This window comes from Pseudomonas sp. AS2.8 (assembly GCF_014190935.1).
GTDB lineage: Bacteria > Pseudomonadota > Gammaproteobacteria > Pseudomonadales > Pseudomonadaceae > Chryseomonas.
Genome location: NZ_JACHVV010000001.1, coordinates 808567 through 823856, shown reverse-complemented (window position 1 = coordinate 823856; position 15290 = coordinate 808567). Strand labels below are relative to the sequence as shown.

Below are 15290 nucleotides of genomic sequence, written 5' to 3'. Positions count from 1 at the left end.
TTTCAAAGGAGACCGCCAATGTGTGGCATTACTGGCTGGCTGTCTTTCAGCCAAGATCTTAACTTCCAGCGTTCTATCTTGGAGCGCATGACCGCAACGATGACGCGACGAGGACCTGACGCGGGCGGCCTATGGATTGATGGACCTATTGGACTCGGACATCGACGCCTCTCCATCATTGACCTCGAAGGCGGTCGCCAGCCAATGACGGCAGGCTTCGGCAACGACCCTGAAGCGGTAGCCATCACCTACAGCGGCGAGGTCTATAACTTCCAGGACCTCCGGCGTGATCTGCAAGCACTCGGACATCAGTTCGAAACTCGCAGCGACACCGAGGTAGTCCTGCACGCCTATCTGGAGTGGGGCTATGACTTCGTCGAACGACTCAATGGCATGTACGCCTTCGCGATCTGGAACAGACGCAAGCAAGAACTGCTACTGGTCCGTGACCGGATGGGGGTCAAGCCGCTTTATTACTTTCCAACTGCCGATGGCGTGATTTTTGGCTCCGAGCCCAAAGCCTTGCTGGCGAACCCTCTGGTACCTCGCAAGATTCAAGCAGACGGTCTGCGTGAAATTCTTGAGATGGTGAAAACCCCAGGGCAGGCCATCTTTGCTGGCATGCGCGAAGTGCTACCCGGCGAATGGATCAGGATTGCCCGCAGTGGTCTGCAACGGCAGCGTTACTGGAAGCTTGAAGCACGGGAGCACGAGCACTCGTTAGATCAGACCATCGGCCATACACGTGATCTACTTGAAGACATCGTTAAACGTCAGGTCGTTTCGGACGTGCCCTTGTGTAGTCTGCTTTCAGGCGGACTCGACTCTTCTATCATCACAGCGCTGGCATCGCGCAAGCTGCTTGCAGCGGGAAAAGAGAACATCCGTTCTTTCTCGTTGGATTTCGCTGATCATGGCCAGGGCTTCGCAAGCGATGCTGTTCGAGGCACGGCCGATGCACCCTTCGTGAAGGACTTAGTGCAGCAGATCCAGTCCCACCATGGTGAGGTCATCCTAGACAGTCGGGAACTTGCCGATCCGCAGCTGCGAGCGCAGGTTATCCGAGCGTTGGACCTACCTCCCGCCTTTTGGGGCGATATGTGGCCGTCGCTTTACCGACTCTTTGAAGAGGTCCGACGGCATTCTACTGTCGCCTTGTCCGGAGAAAGCGCAGACGAAGTATTCGGCGGCTACCGCTGGTTCCACGATCCAGTTGCCATCCAAGCGCGCACTTTTCCCTGGTTGACTTCCGTGACGGAAAAGTATTTCGACGGCAAGACGTTGTTCGATCCAGGACTGCTAAAACATCTGGATATGCACAGCTTCCTGCAGGACAGCTATTCGCAGGCTATTGCTGAAGCGCCCGACTTGCCGGGTGAGGCCGCCGGTGATCGCCGGATGCGGGAGATGAGCTACGTCAACCTGACCCGTTTTGTACAGACGCTACTAGATCGCAAGGACCGGATGAGCATGGCGGTTGGACTGGAAGTAAGGGTGCCATTCTGTGACCACCGCTTGGTCGAATATGCATTCAACATCCCCTGGCAGATGAAGGCCTTCGACGGTAGAGAAAAGAGCATTTTGCGCGCGGCGACACGCGACCTTCTGCCAGCGTCCATCGTCGATCGCGTGAAGAGCCCCTACCCCTCGACACAAGATCCCGCCTACGAGCAAGGGCTACGCAGAGCTCTAGCCGCTATCCGGGATGACTCGAATGCGCCTGTCCGCTCCTTCCTCGACTTCACCCGTGTAGAGGCAGCGTTAGAAAGGCCCCTTGGCGCCCATTCGCCTATGTATGACCGCATGGGTATGGAGCTCGCGGTCGGGCTTGATACTTGGCTACGCGAGTACGACGTCAGCGTCGAGCTTTTCTAGCTACCTGGGCGACCGCCGCGTCGCCCCTTCACTTCCTATTCACCGACTCACCTCCGTGAGGACTTTGTCATGCCTTCAAATCGTACGTCACCCACCTATCTCATCGCCCTGGGCGCATTCGCCCTTGGGATGGCCTCCTATGTGACAGCAGGGCTCATCCCGCTCATCCAAAGCTCCCTCTCAGTATCGGTGGCCATGGCGGCTCAACTGGTTACCGCCTTTACCCTTGCTTATGGCATCGGTTCGCCCGTGTTCGTCGCCCTCGTGCCCCCCAGCCGGCAGCGTGCCGGACTGTTACTTGCTCTACTGGTCTTCGTACTGGCAAACGCAGGAAGCGCCCTCTCTGATAGCTTTCTGACACTTGTGGTTTGCCGCGCAATCGCCGGTATCGGTGCCGGTGTTTACCTCGCCATGGGCATTGCTGCTGCCGCATCGCTCTCTACTCCGGAACGCCGCGGCAAAGGTATAGCCGTAATTTTAGGTGGGATGGCCAGTGGTGTAGTGCTGGGTGTACCTCTGAGTTTGCTATTGGCTGACCAGTGGGGTTGGCAAGCAGCTATTTGGTTGATCACGGTACTGGGCGCTGTGAGCTGGGCGGGTCTTTACTTGCGTCTACCAGCGCTGCCCGAAGCGACTGCCAGCTCCCTGGGCCAAAAACTTGCCATGCTTGGTGACGGCCGAGTCCTGACCATTTTGCTCGTGTCGTTGCTAGCGGCCGTATCCAGCCTCGGCATGTATACCTTCATCGCCCCTCTGCTGTCTGACCCCGCCTACGGTGGTATCCAGTCTGTTACGCCTTATCTCTGGGTATGGGGTATCGGAGGTGTACTAGGAAGCTTCCTAATTGGCCCCTTGGTTGATCGCGTTCGTGGTGCGGTGCTGACCCTAGGGATCATGGTCGTTCTGGCACTGTCGCTGCTCTTTCTTCCTCAAACCGCAAAGTTGAATCAGTGGCTTGTCATGCTGCCCATTGCCGCATGGGGCGCGGTCGGCTGGGCCCTGCAGGTACCGCAGAACAACGAACTGATCCGGGCGCGCCAACACCATGGTGATGGCAACCTTGCAGTGGCCTTGAATGAATCAGCCTTGTACTTGGGTAGCGCCCTTGGTGCGGCTGCAGGCGGGTTTGTTCTACTGCTCGAACAACCTGTCGGTAGTCTGGCGCTCTACGCTGCCGGCGTTGCCGCGCTTGGCGCCGTTGCCCAATTGTTCCTGCTACGACGAAAGAGCACGGTGTTCAATCATGCCTATCTCGATTCCAAGCGCTAACAGCAGGAGAATGGCTATGGAACTGCGCCACTTACGCTGTTTCATTGCCGTGGCAGAAGAACGTCATTTCGCCCGGGCGGCGGCACGACTGCATATTGAGCAGTCGCCGCTGTCCCGTACCATTCGGGAGCTGGAAGAACGCCTAGGCGTGCAGCTGTTTGACCGCTCCAACCGAAGGACTGAACTTACCTGGGCTGGCCATATGATGCTCGAGGAAGCACGACGGATCATCGCCTTCGTCGAGCAAGCAAAAGCCAAAGCCCGTAGCGCTGCTGCAGGCTATCGAGGCCGGCTCCGGATCGCACTCTCGGATGGTGTTCCTTTGGCGCGACTGACCGAGATGCTCGCTCGTAGCCGCGAGGAAGAGCCTGAAGTTGAAATAGCGCTGTTTGAGGTACCTTTGGGCGAGCAACTGCGCGGCTTAGCAGAGGGACTGTTCGATGCAGGGCTTGCGCAATCCACCGACTCGCTTCCTGGCATTACTGTGACGAAATTATGGCGGGATCCCATGATGATTGTGGTGCCGTCGAGACACCCATTGCTCAGATATTCCCGCGTACCACTTACAGACGTTTTGAATTATCCGCTGGTCTTGTGTGATCCGCACGTCTGCCAAGGTATGTGGCGAAAACTGCAGCGATTGCTATGCAAACATGACGCCTGCCCTCGAGTCGCGCATCAGGTCCCCACGCTGGATTTAATGTTGGCCTTGGTGGCAGCAGGTTACGGCCTTGGGTTTGGCAGCCAAACCAAACTGGCTGAGCATCCTACCACTGATGTCACAGTCAGGCCCTTAGACGATCAATCGGCTGTCATGACAACCTATCTGCTTCATCGGCAGACACCGGGGCATACGGCTGTTTTGAGGCTTATAGACAGGTTGTCACCTGGCGATAACGTAGTCGCTGATCAGGCGAACCATCTGGGAAAACGGGATCTCGCGGAATGCACCTAGGAAGAGGGTCGATCTGCGCCCTGTCTACGCGCACCAGGGTAGCTGACAAAACCTACCTCTAAGTCCGAGGGGTAACCGGTCCCATCACATTCAAATTTATCCTGGATGGGACCGGAGCTTCTTCCACCTCGTCGGGGCGGATGATTTTAGGTGAAGCAAGCCAGCACTTGCTTGATACCCATCAGCATGTCTCTGCGTTATCAAGTACTGCCGGTCCATTAGCAAGCACGTCATTGGCTCCTAGTATCAAACGACTTCGCCCCAAAAAATATTATTGCAATAAGTGCCCCAAACGCTTGAGACGAACGTTTTGTGCATCATTTTCACGCACGAACACTACCAGCAGCCAGAGACGTCTGGCGCGGGCCTTTTAGTTACGTATTGCCCGTCAAAACCAACCTCCAAACTCGTAAGCGAGGCACCCACAAGAAGATCTCGCACGATTTTGGAGCAAAAAATCCAATAAAATTTATTGTTGAATAAATTATTTCACAGCCTTACTCTCGATCCGACGTCGTAAGGAAAAAGCCACTGACCGCACCGAAAAATAGGGAGTGAAGATGAAAGCGAAGATAGCGTTGGGCGTGCTCATGACCGCCGCAGTAGCCCTGCCCGCCTGGGCGGCCGACTGGACGGTGGGGGCCAATGTCGGCAACGTGCCCTGGGAGTTCCAGGACGCCAAGGGGGACTTCGTCGGCTTCGAAGTCGATGTGGTGAAGGAAGTGGCGAAGCGGGCGGGCAAGAGCGTGGATTTCGTCAACATTCCCTTCAACGGGCTATTCAGCGCGGTGCAGTCGAAACGCGTCGACATCGCGATTTCGTCCATCACCATCACGCCCAAACGCCTGGAATCGGTCGCCTTCGCCCAACCCTACTTCGACAGCGACCAGTCGCTGACCGCCCTGACCAAGTCCAAGGTGAAAAGCCTGGCGGACATGAACGGCAAGGTCGTGGGTGTCGATACCGGCTCCACCGGCGACATGTGGATCGGCCAGCACCAGAACGAATACAAGTTCGCCGACGTCTCGCGCTACGAAGGGCTGTCACCGGCCATGCTGGACCTGGGCTCCGGGCGCATCGATGGCTACCTGAGCGATATCCCCGCCGTCCTCTACTACATCAAGGACAAGCCGCAATTCACCATCGTCGCCCGCATCCCCACAGGTGAGCGCTATTCGCTGATGCACGCCAAGGGCTGGCCCATGAGCGATCAGGTCAACGACATCATCAGCAAGATGAAGGAAGACGGCACCCTGGGCGCCATCCACAAGCAGTGGTTCGGTACCGAGGCGGACAAGGAGTCGAGCACCCTGAAGGTCTCCGCCGCGCCCAAGTAAGCCCTGCCGCAGCTGCATGCCCGGGGCGAGGTCCGTTCGCCCCGGGCAGTGACCGAGGTATCCCATGGATCTTCTGCAAACCTTCTTCAACTGGAACGTGCTGGTCGAATCGCTCCCCCTGATGATCCGGGGCCTGGGCGTGACCGTTCTGCTGGGCCTCGTGAGTATCGTCCTGGGCCTGGTCGGCGGACTGCTGCTGGCGCTGCTGCGGCTGTATTCCTACGCGCCGGTGCGGCTGCTGGCGCGCACCTACATCGACATCATGAGGTCCATCCCGCTGTTGGTCCTGCTGGTCCTGATCTATTACGCGCTGCCCTTCGTCGGGATCCGCCTGTCCTCCTTCGCGGCAGCGGCCAGCGCGCTTTCCCTCGTGTCCTGCGCCTACAGCGCCGAGATCTTCCGCTCGGGCATCGAAGCCATTCCCCGCGGTCAGTTCGAGGCGTCGGCCGCCCAGGGCATGAGCTTCTTCGACACCATGCGCGACGTCGTGCTGCCCCAGGCGATCCGCATCGTGCTGCCGCCCATGACCAGCAACTGCATCAACGTCATGAAGGACACCGCCCTCGCCTCGGTGGTGGCGATGCCCGACCTGCTCAAGCAGGCGACCCAGGCCCAGGCCCTGGCGGCCAATCCCACCCCGCTGGTGGGCGCCGCCCTGCTCTATCTGCTGCTGCTGTTGCCCATGGTGCAACTGGTCAGCTGGGTCGAGAGACGCAATGGCGCCGGAGGCAAGACCGCATGAGCACCCTGATCGACATCGAACACCTCGACAAGTACTACGGCAATTTCCAGGCGCTGAGCGACATCAATCTGCAGGTCGAGGAAGGCGAGGTGGTGGTCATCCTCGGCCCGTCCGGCTCCGGCAAGTCGACGCTGATCCGCTGCATCAACCTGCTGGAAAACTACCAGCAGGGCCATATCCGCGTGGCGGGCGAACGGGTCGAGAACGGACCGCGCCTCGCCGGTATCCGCAGCGAAGTGGGCATGGTCTTCCAGAGCTTCAACCTCTATCCCCACCTCAGCGTCCTCGACAACGTCTCGCTGGCGCCGATCCGGGTGCGCGGCCTGAGCCGGCGCGAGGTCCACGCCCGCGCGCGGGATCTGCTGGTCAAGGTCGGCATGGGCGATCACGCCCACAAGTACCCGAGCCAGTTGTCCGGCGGCCAGCAGCAGCGGGTCGCTATCGCCCGCACCATGGCCATGGAGCCCCGCGCCATCCTCTTCGACGAGCCCACCTCGGCGCTGGACCCGGAGATGGTCGGCGAGGTGCTCGACGTCATGCAGAACCTGGCCCGCTCGGGCGTCACCATGGTCGTGGTGACCCATGAAATGGGCTTCGCCCGGCGCGTCGCCGATCGGGTGATCTTCATGGAGAGCGGCCGCATCGTCGAACAGAATACCCCGGAACCCTTCTTTACCGCCCCTCAGGAACCCCGCACCCGGGCCTTCCTGCAGGCCATCCTGCACCACTGATCCTGGCTGGAGAGAGTCGCGTGAATTCCCTCGATATCGCATACGTTCGCAAGCAGTTTCCCGGTCTGGCCGGCGACTACGTCTTCATGGACAACGCCGGCGGCTCCCTGGTGTTGCAAGGGGTCGCCGACCGGGTGGCCGACTACCTGCTCAACAGCAGCGTCCAGCTGGGCGCCTCCTACCCGCCCTCGGTCGCGGCCGGCGAACGGGTGATGCAGGCGCGGCACTCGGTCATGCAACTGATCAACGCGGCCCATCCCGACGAAGTCATCATGGGCGGCTCGACCACCCACCTGCTGCAGATACTCTGCCGCGCCATCGCGCCTTCGATCGCGCCCGGTGATGAAATCATCGTCACCAACTGCGACCACGAGGCCAACATCGGCCCCTGGGTCCGGCTCTGCGAAGACCGCGGCGCCACCCTGCGCGTCTGGCAGGTCGATCCCGACAGCCTCGAACTGGAACTGGACGACCTGCAGGCGCTGCTCGGCGACCGGACCCGCTATGTGGCCGTGACCCACGCCTCCAACATCCTCGGCTCGATCAATCCCGTCGCCGAGATCGCCCGCCGCGTCCATGCGGTCGGCGCGCAGCTGTGCGTGGACGCGGTGGCCTATGCGCCACACCGGCTGGTCGATGTGCAGGCCAGCGGCGCCGACTTCTATGTCTACAGCTTCTACAAGACCTTCGGCCCGCACTTCGCCGTACTCTGGGGCCGTCGCGACCTGCTGCTGGAATTTCCCAGCCTCAACCACTTCTTCATCGGCCAGGACGTGGTGCCCTACAAACTGCAGCCCGGCAACGTCAACTACGAGCTGTCCTTCGGCTGCATCGGCATCTCCGACTATCTGCTCGACATCGCCGACAGACTGGGCACTCAGGGTAGCGAGCGCGAGCGGATGCAGGCAGCATTCGACGCCTTCGAGATCCAGGAAGATGCCCTGGCCGAGCGGCTGCTGGACTTTCTGCGCCAGTGCCCTGGGGTTCGGGTCATCGGCAAGACCAGCGTCCAGGCGCGCGTGCCCACGATCAGCTTCGTGGTGGAAGGTGTGCGCTCGGAAGCCGTGGTGCTCAAGGTGGACGAGCAGCGCATCGGCATCCGCTTCGGCGACTTCTATGCCCGACGCCTGATCGAGGCCCTGGGCCTGGCGCCCCTGGGTGGGGTAGTGCGGGTATCCCTGGCGCACTACAACACGCTCGAAGAGATCGACCGTCTCATCGCCGCGCTGGATCAGGCAATCACCGAATTGCGCTGACCGGCGCCTCCACTTTCCTCTGCCGAGCGTTTTTCATGGCCTTACCGGAAACCCTTGCGGAGCTGCGCGACTGCCTGGCCGCCCAGCACGAACACCTGTCGGAGCGGCTGCGCGATGCGGCCCGCTTCCTCATCGACAATCCGCACGAGATCGCCCTCAGCACGGTCGCCGAGCTGGGCCGGCGCTCCAACATCGCCCCGGCGGCCTACATCCGCCTGGCCCAGGCGCTGGGTTTCGCCGGCTTCAAGGATCTGCAGCGGCTGTTTCGCGCGCCGCTGCAACAGGCCGCCGATACCCACAGCGAACGCATCCGGCATTATGGCGGAGAAAAGCTGCTGGACGATCCCAGTGACGTCGGCGCGATCCTGCGGGAATTCAGCCAGGCCAATATCGTGTCCCTGGAACACCTGGCGGAAGGCGACCAGCAGGCCAATATCGAAGCCGCCATCGCCCACCTGCAGGTCGCGCGCACGACCTTCGTCATCGGCCTGCGCCGGGCCTTCCCGGTGGCCGCCTACCTGAGCTACGCCCTGAGCCGGGTGGGCCGCCGCGCCGTGCAGATCAGCGGCGGTGGCGGCACCCTGCCGGAACAGGTCAGCGCCATCGCCGATGACGATCTGCTGATCGCCGTGAGCTTTCCGCCCTACGCCAAGGATACCGTCGAGGCCTGCCGGCAGGCGCGCGAGGCGGGCGTGACCCTGGTGGCCATCACCGACACCGTGTTGAGTCCGATCGGCAAAATGGCGGAGACGGTGATAGAGGTCAACGATGCAGAGCTGCTCGGCTTTCGCTCCCTCACCGCCTCCTTCTGCATCGCCCAGACCCTGGCCATGGGGCTCGCCTTCAGCCAGGGCGATACCGATTGCACCTTCGATCATGAACGACTGAAGGACATCGACTGCTGAGCCCGCGCTCACCTTGTAGTTCACAACTATCACTTCAGGAGTAGATCCCGATGCTGTCACCTGCACGCGATTTGGTGGGTTATGGAAGACAACGCCCGCAAGGCACCTGGCCCAACGGCGCCCGTCTGGCCATCAGCCTGGTGATCAACTACGAGGAAGGCTCCGAGCGCTCGCTCGCCATGGGCGATCCGGACCAGGAGTCGATGACCGAATGGGGCAGCTACGCCATCCCCGCCGGCACCCGCAACCTTGCCATGGAATCCATGTACGAATACGGCTCCCGCGTCGGCATCTGGCGGATTCTCGACATCCTCGACAAGCAGTCGGTGCGCGCGACCTTCCATGCCTGTGCGGTGGCCTTCGAACAGAATCCCGACGTCGCCCACGCGGCCGTCGCCGGTGGCCACGAAATCTGCAGCCATGGCTATCGCTGGGAGGAAGTTTTCCGCCTGAGTGAAGAAGAGGAACGCGAGCACATCCGCCTCGCCGTCGAATCCTTCGAGCGCACCTGTGGCAAGCGGCCGGTCGGCTGGTACTGCCGCTATGGCGCCAGCATCCACACGCGCCGGCTGGTGGCCGAGGAAGGCGGCTTTCTCTACGACTCCGACGCCTACAACGACGACGTCCCCTACTTCGTCGAGGTGGAGGGCAGGCGCCATCTCGTCGTGCCCTATACCGCCGACGTCAACGACTTCCGCTACTGGAATTCGCCCGGCCTGTCCCAGGCCTCGGATTTCTTCGAATACATGAAGGAAAGCTTCGAGGTTCTCTACGAGGACTCGGCGACCGGACCGCGCATGATGTCGATCGGACTGCACCCGCGCATGGTGGGCCGTCCGGGACGGGTCCGGGCGATCAAGAGGTTCATCGAATACGCCAGGCAGTCCGAGGGGGTCTGGTTCGCGACCCGCGAAGAGATCGCCCGCGCCTGGCTGGAAAGGGCTGACGGCTAGGCTGATCCCGGCGCATCTGGAGGCGCATCGAAGGTCGCCACGCGGTCGTCACCGTCCAGGCGCGGTGACGACAGCGCTCCTGGCCGGGAACGCGGGAGCCGCCCCGCGCCAGGGATCATCGGGGTGCCGCTTCAGAACCGGGCAATCAGGACGACCCCGGCGATCATCAGGATCGCGCCCAGCAGCCGCCAGCCGTTGACCGCATGCTGTTCCATGGAAAACAGGCCGAAGTGATCGATGGCCAGGCTGGCGATGAGGTTGGCGGTGATGGTGACGCCGTTCACCGGCGCCGCGCCGAGGCGCTGGATGAACAGCAGACCGGCGAAGACCGCCACCGCGCCGGCGATACCACCCAGGGGTGCCCACCAGGGCATGTCGCCGATCTGGCTCACCGAGGGCAGCGGCCTGGGCATGCAGATGAACAGCCCGATTGCGACGAAGGTGACCATCACGAAGGACACCGAGGTCGCCAGCCAGGGATTGACCAGCGCCTTGTTGAGCGAGCCGTTCATGGCCGCACCGGCAGCCTGCAGGAATCCGGCAACGACGATAAGGATATAAGCCCAGTTCGCAGTATTCATCAGGAGTCGTCTCGGAGCGGAGCATGGAGGAGGCGCGGGGCCGATTCAGTGGCCGAGCGAGGCCTGAGTTACGACTGGACACATCTTGTAAAAGTGCCGTCTCGCTCGTGCCTGAAGGCTCTACACCGGGATATTGGCCGCTTTTTCGACCATCGGGCCTGACCGCCGTCTGGTTCGAAGCCGGTCCCGTCAGGCGATTCGCGCGCAAGCCCGCTGCGGTCCTGCGCCCTCCTCCGCCAGGGTCGACGTCGGCGTCAGGTGCCTGCCTGGCCCAGGCACCCTTTCTCCCAGATCCCGGCCGAACCAGGGCAGGCCTATTTGACGATGGCCTTGACCGCCGCCAGGACATCCCGGGTGGCCTGCCGGGTCGCCTCCGCATCAGGCCCGACCTTGGGCCCCAGCACGACGCAGCTGTCTTGGTAGGAAAAGACCTTGCCGGTCTGCTGGTTGATCAACTCGCCCCTGGCGTTCTCAGCGATCCGGCAATCACGCACGGTCTGGCTGCCCTTCGCGACCACCACCGGACTCCAGGCATAGGGGCTGTCGAAGCCATGCTCGGCATGGGGATAGGTATGCACCCCGAGGTCGGCCCCTTGCTGCTTGAGCGCCGCGAAATAACCCTCGCAGCGGGAATAGGGATCGTAGTTGTCGGCCAGGCCGTGGTAGACGCGCAGCGGCTTGGCGACGACCTGACTCTGCTCGCGAAAGGTGATTGAGCAGTCGGGATAGAACGACAGGTAGCCGGCGAACTGGAAATCCTGGCTTTTCCAGCGTCTGTCGAAGCGCTCCATGGCGGCATAGAGCGACGCCTGCCCGCCGCGGGAAAAGCCCATGAGCAGGATCTTGCCTGGATCGATCCGCGCGTGCCGCGCGAGCAGGGCGCCGGCGCGATAGTCATCCAGGACGAAATTGAGCCGCCCCAGTTGGGCCTGGTCGGTGGCGGTGCTGGTGATGCCCCGGCCGGAGAAGCCATCCACGGCGAAGGTGGCGATGCCGACCTGATTGAACTGCCGCTGCCAATAGGTGATGTTGGCACCCACCCCTCCCGAGCCATGCTGAAGAATGACCACCGGCACCTTGCCCTCGCCGGGAGGCAGCGACAGCACGCCACCGAGCAGGACCTGGCGGCCACCCTGGTCCCCCGTCAGGAACTGCTGATCGCTCAGGGTCAGCGACGTGAAGGTCAGCACCTCCTGGCGCGCGGGGATATCGATTGCCGGCGAGGCGGCCGCGCAGGCCGTGGCACTGGCCAGGCCGATAATGACCGCGAGCGAGGAGCGCAAAGATCCAGCGGACAGATAGCGCATCGGTTGCATCCTTCTTGTTGGGTCTTCCCAGGGTAGCCAATCGGCGTCGCGCTGTAAGAGTGGTCGCGAGCAGAACAAACCGCACTAGCCAGAATTGGCACCTTTGGCCTGTAATCCTGCCTTGAGGTACGAAACTTGTAGCTCCAGCGCCACTGGCCCTTGGCTACCCAAAAGGTTTCCTAAATGCACCAAGACGGCTCCCTCGCGTTACCGCCGCGCGTCCGGCATCGGTATACCGGTGACATCGACGAGCACGCGCTCTGCGTCGAGGGCTGGCGCATGCAATACGATCAGCTGTCGGCGGGCCGCTTCCAGGGCGAGCTCAGCGATCTCTGCCTGGACGACCTCAGCCTGCTGCGAGACAGATCCAACCAGGCCATGCTCAAGAGTGGCGAAGCCCAGGGAGATACCCTGACCTTCAGCCTGCCGATGCGGAACGCGGGCGCCCTGCACTGCGCCGGTCATACCCTGCATGAAGCCCAGTTGCTGGTGGCGCGCGGGGACGACCTGCCGGAGCTGCGCACTCCGGCCAATCTCGAATTGCTCTGCATCAACCTGCAGGAAGCCGAGATGGCGCGTTTGCTGGCCTGCCAGCGCAGCAGCCTGAGCGTACGCGACCTGCCCGGCTGCTATCGGCTGCCGGCGGGAGGGGTTTACCTGGCGTTGGCGCGGCTGGCCCAGGCACTCTTCGCGCCCGAGGCGCGGAGCCTGACCTGGCTGGCGCATCCGCGCGCGCGCACCGCGTTGCGCGATACCGTGCTGATGCACCTGCTCGACCTACTCGATACGGGGGAACCCCAGCAGCTGGCGCCCAGCGCGCGGCTGCGCATGGTGTGGCGGGCACGGGAATACGCCCTGGCGCATCCGGACCAGCCGCCCAGCATCCTCGAACTGTGCAATCGGGTGGGCGCCAGTCGCCGCAAGCTGCAGTACTGCTTCCAGGAGACGCTGGGCCTCAACCCGGTGGCCTATCTGCGTACCCTGCGCCTCAACGCGGCCCATCGCGCCCTGCGCCGGGGGGCAGGCGAATCGGTGCAGGACGTCGCCGCCCAGTGGGGCTTCTGTCACCTCAGCCGCTTCGCTCGCGACTACCAGCGGCTGTTCGGGCAACTGCCCTCCGCCACCCGCAAGGCCGCCACGCAGAAGTGCTGAATCTGGCTAACGACGGGTAGCGGCTTTCCCTCAGGCTCGAGTGGCCAATAAGAAGAGGGAACTCCATGAGCGTTACCCGTCCGCTTCAGCTCCTTGCCGGCGGCCTCGCCGCGCTGGGGATGACCACCGCCAGCCTCGCCACCGAGAGCGGCTCGCCCACCACCGCCTTTGGCGTCTACGACTTCGGCGCCGGCTTCACCCCTCCGCCCACGCCCCACGGCACCCTGGGCCTGCGCAGCAACTTCTATCGCGCCACCTCCATCCGCGACAGCCACGGCCGCGACAACGGCAATGACTTTTCCATCGACGTCCTTTCCCTGGGCCTGGCCTACCTGAGGATGACCGATACCCGGGTCCTGGGGGCCCGCTACGGCTTCGGCGGGGTCCAGCCCTTCTTCAGGATGTACGCGGACCTCACCGTCAAGGCCAACGGCGTGCCGGTGTTTGCCGACAGCGCCGACCTCTTTCGCCAGGCCGACATCCAGGTCGTTCCGCTGATCCTGCAATGGGAGCCTTCCCAACCTGGGGGTGAACTTCTGGTTCCAGGTGCAGGCGCCTACCGGGGACTACGACAAGCGGCGGCTGGTGAATCCGGGCACCAACCACTGGACCGTCTCGCCAATGCTCAACCTGAGCTACATCAGCGATGCGGGCTTCGAGGTCTCGTCCAGCTTCCAGGCCGACTTCAACAGCCGCAACGACGCTACCGACTACCGCAGCGGCACGGAATATCGCCACGAATTCGCCGTGGGCCAGCACCTCGGCCCCTGGACCCTGGGCCTGGGCGGCTACTACTACCGCCAGCTCACCGACGACGACGCCCCCGGCCTCACCCGCGGCAATCGCGCGCGGGTGCTGGCGCTGGGACCGGCGCTGAGCTTCTTCCAGCCTGGCCTGCCGCCGGTCTGGGTGCACCTCTACAAGGAAGTCGATGCCCGCAACCGCGCCGAGGGCTACGCCTTCGCCGTACGGCTCTCCCACAGCTTCTGAGGATCCGCCCATGACCTCTACCGCCTCCTCCCGCCCCACCCCCGGCCGGCGCCAGGGCGCCGTACTCCTGCTCGGCAGCAGCCTGACCATCATGGGTTCGGTGATGGTCGCGCCGATCATCCCCAAGCTGGGCGCCGAATTCGGCCCCGTCGAACCCCACGCCGATCTGCTCATCCCCCTGGCGATGACCGGGCCAGCCCTGGCCATCGCCCTCTTCGCGCCCCTGGCCGGCTGGCTGGCCGATCGCCTGGGGCGCAAGCGTCTGCTGCTGCTGGCGACGCTTTGCTATGCGGTGCTCGGCATGTTGCCGGCGCTGCTGCAGTCGCTGGCGGCCATCACCCTCACCCGCCTGGTCTTCGGCCTGGCCGAGGCAGCCGTGATGACCTGCTGCGTGACCCTGATCGCCGACTACTGGCACGGCAGCCGGCGGCTGGCCTATATCAACGGCCAGGTGATCACCATCAGTCTGGTGGGTTCGCTGTTCTTCGTGATCGGTGGCGCCCTGGGCGAGCATTCCTGGCGCACGCCCTTCTATCTCTATCTGCTGCCCCTGCTGCTGGTGCCCTTCATGCTGCGGCTGCTGTGGGAGCCCGGCCGCGCCAGCGTCCAGAGTCACCTCGACGAAGGCCCGGAGCGCAGTGCGCCGCTGCCACTGCTCGTCAACTACCTGCTGGTCTTCGCCGGCATGGTGCTCAGCGTGGTGGTGCCCATCCAGAGCCCATTACTGCTGGTGCAGCTGGGCGTGACCTCCAGCACCCTGATCGGCGCCTCGGCGGGTCTCGGCCTGCTGGCCACGCTGGGCGGCCCGCTGCTCTGGCCGCTGCTGCGCCGCGGGTGGGGCCTGACCGGCTGCAACGCCGTGCTGCTGGCCTGCATGGGCGGCGGCCTCTGGCTGCTGGTGACCGCGCGCAGCTACGAGGCCGTGCTGGTGGCGGTGACCCTCCACGGCCTGGGCGTCGGCATGCTGGTGCCCAACACCATGGCACCGGTGATGGGCGCCCTCAGCACCCGGGCCCGGGGTCGCGGCATGGGCGGTTACACCGGCTGCCTCTACCTGGGCCAGTTCGCCAGTCCGCTGGTGGTGGCGGTGCTCCTGCCCTTCACTGGCGATCTGCACCTGGCCATCCGCGCCCTCGCCAGCGCCGCCCTGATCGCCGCGCTCGCCTGGGCCGCCGTCGGCCTGCTGCGCCGCAAGACCGCCCAGCCCACTCCATCGCGCTCTTCCTGAACTCTGAAC

13 protein-coding genes and 1 pseudogene are annotated in these 15290 nt (G+C 63.2%); 12 read left to right on the top strand and 2 right to left on the bottom strand.

All coding sequences use genetic code 11. The features are described from left to right. The first annotated feature begins 18 nt into the window (after window positions 1–18). The 9 genes from asnB (at window position 19) to FHR73_RS03685 (ending at window position 10023) form a co-directional block, all read left to right on the top strand. Window positions 19–1875 carry an asparagine synthase (glutamine-hydrolyzing) gene (asnB, locus tag FHR73_RS03725; RefSeq protein ID WP_183629621.1) on the top strand — a complete coding sequence of 619 codons (1857 nt, stop codon included), beginning with the start codon at window positions 19–21 and terminating at the stop codon, window positions 1873–1875. Between the two features lie 69 nt (window positions 1876–1944). After that, entirely contained in the window at window positions 1945–3144 is a 1200-nt protein-coding gene (locus FHR73_RS03720; RefSeq protein ID WP_183629620.1) for an MFS transporter, read from the top strand. Between the two features lie 16 nt (window positions 3145–3160). Next, window positions 3161–4099, top strand: coding sequence for a LysR family transcriptional regulator (locus FHR73_RS03715; protein ID WP_183629619.1), 939 nt, complete (start codon window positions 3161–3163; stop codon window positions 4097–4099). A 560-nt stretch (window positions 4100–4659) separates the two neighbouring features. Then, window positions 4660–5436, top strand: a complete 777-nt coding sequence (locus tag FHR73_RS03710; RefSeq protein ID WP_183629618.1) for a transporter substrate-binding domain-containing protein — start codon at window positions 4660–4662, stop codon at window positions 5434–5436. Window positions 5437–5500: 64 nt separating this feature from the next. After that, on the top strand, window positions 5501–6178 hold the full coding sequence (locus FHR73_RS03705) for an amino acid ABC transporter permease (protein ID WP_183629617.1): 678 nt from the start codon (window positions 5501–5503) through the stop codon (window positions 6176–6178). Beyond that, entirely contained in the window at window positions 6175–6909 is a 735-nt protein-coding gene (locus FHR73_RS03700; protein ID WP_311628884.1) for an amino acid ABC transporter ATP-binding protein, read from the top strand. Before FHR73_RS03705 ends, FHR73_RS03700 begins: the two co-directional genes overlap by 4 nt. A gap of 20 nt (window positions 6910–6929) precedes the next feature. Continuing rightward, a complete protein-coding gene (locus FHR73_RS03695; protein ID WP_183629616.1) occupies window positions 6930–8165 on the top strand; it encodes a cysteine desulfurase-like protein in 1236 nt (411 codons plus the stop codon). A gap of 35 nt (window positions 8166–8200) precedes the next feature. Next, window positions 8201–9070 (top strand): MurR/RpiR family transcriptional regulator, encoded by an 870-nt coding sequence (locus tag FHR73_RS03690; protein ID WP_183629615.1) that lies wholly within the window; start codon window positions 8201–8203, stop codon window positions 9068–9070. 50 nt (window positions 9071–9120) lie between these two features. After that, entirely contained in the window at window positions 9121–10023 is a 903-nt protein-coding gene (locus tag FHR73_RS03685) for an allantoinase PuuE (RefSeq protein ID WP_183629614.1), read from the top strand. Window positions 10024–10154: 131 nt separating this feature from the next. On the opposite strand, the gene FHR73_RS03680 is transcribed toward FHR73_RS03685, so the two are convergent. Together FHR73_RS03680 and FHR73_RS03675 are read right to left on the bottom strand one after the other, a co-directional pair. Next, window positions 10155–10604 carry a DMT family transporter gene (locus tag FHR73_RS03680; protein ID WP_027599759.1) on the bottom strand — a complete coding sequence of 150 codons (450 nt, stop codon included), beginning with the start codon at window positions 10602–10604 and terminating at the stop codon, window positions 10155–10157. Window positions 10605–10918: 314 nt separating this feature from the next. Next, a complete protein-coding gene (locus tag FHR73_RS03675; RefSeq protein WP_183629613.1) occupies window positions 10919–11911 on the bottom strand; it encodes a dienelactone hydrolase family protein in 993 nt (330 codons plus the stop codon). A 183-nt stretch (window positions 11912–12094) separates the two neighbouring features. On the opposite strand from FHR73_RS03675, the gene FHR73_RS03670 reads away from it, so the two are divergent. The 3 genes and pseudogenes from FHR73_RS03670 (at window position 12095) to FHR73_RS03660 (ending at window position 15281) form a co-directional block, all read left to right on the top strand. Beyond that, the gene (locus FHR73_RS03670) at window positions 12095–13063 is read left to right on the top strand and encodes a helix-turn-helix domain-containing protein (RefSeq protein WP_183629612.1); all 969 of its coding nucleotides are present in this window, start codon (window positions 12095–12097) and stop codon (window positions 13061–13063) included. A gap of 65 nt (window positions 13064–13128) precedes the next feature. Further along, window positions 13129–14053 (top strand): annotated as a pseudogene (locus FHR73_RS03665) (transporter). A 10-nt stretch (window positions 14054–14063) separates the two neighbouring features. Then, window positions 14064–15281 (top strand): MFS transporter, encoded by a 1218-nt coding sequence (locus FHR73_RS03660; protein ID WP_183629611.1) that lies wholly within the window; start codon window positions 14064–14066, stop codon window positions 15279–15281. The last annotated feature ends 9 nt before the right edge of the window (window positions 15282–15290 follow it).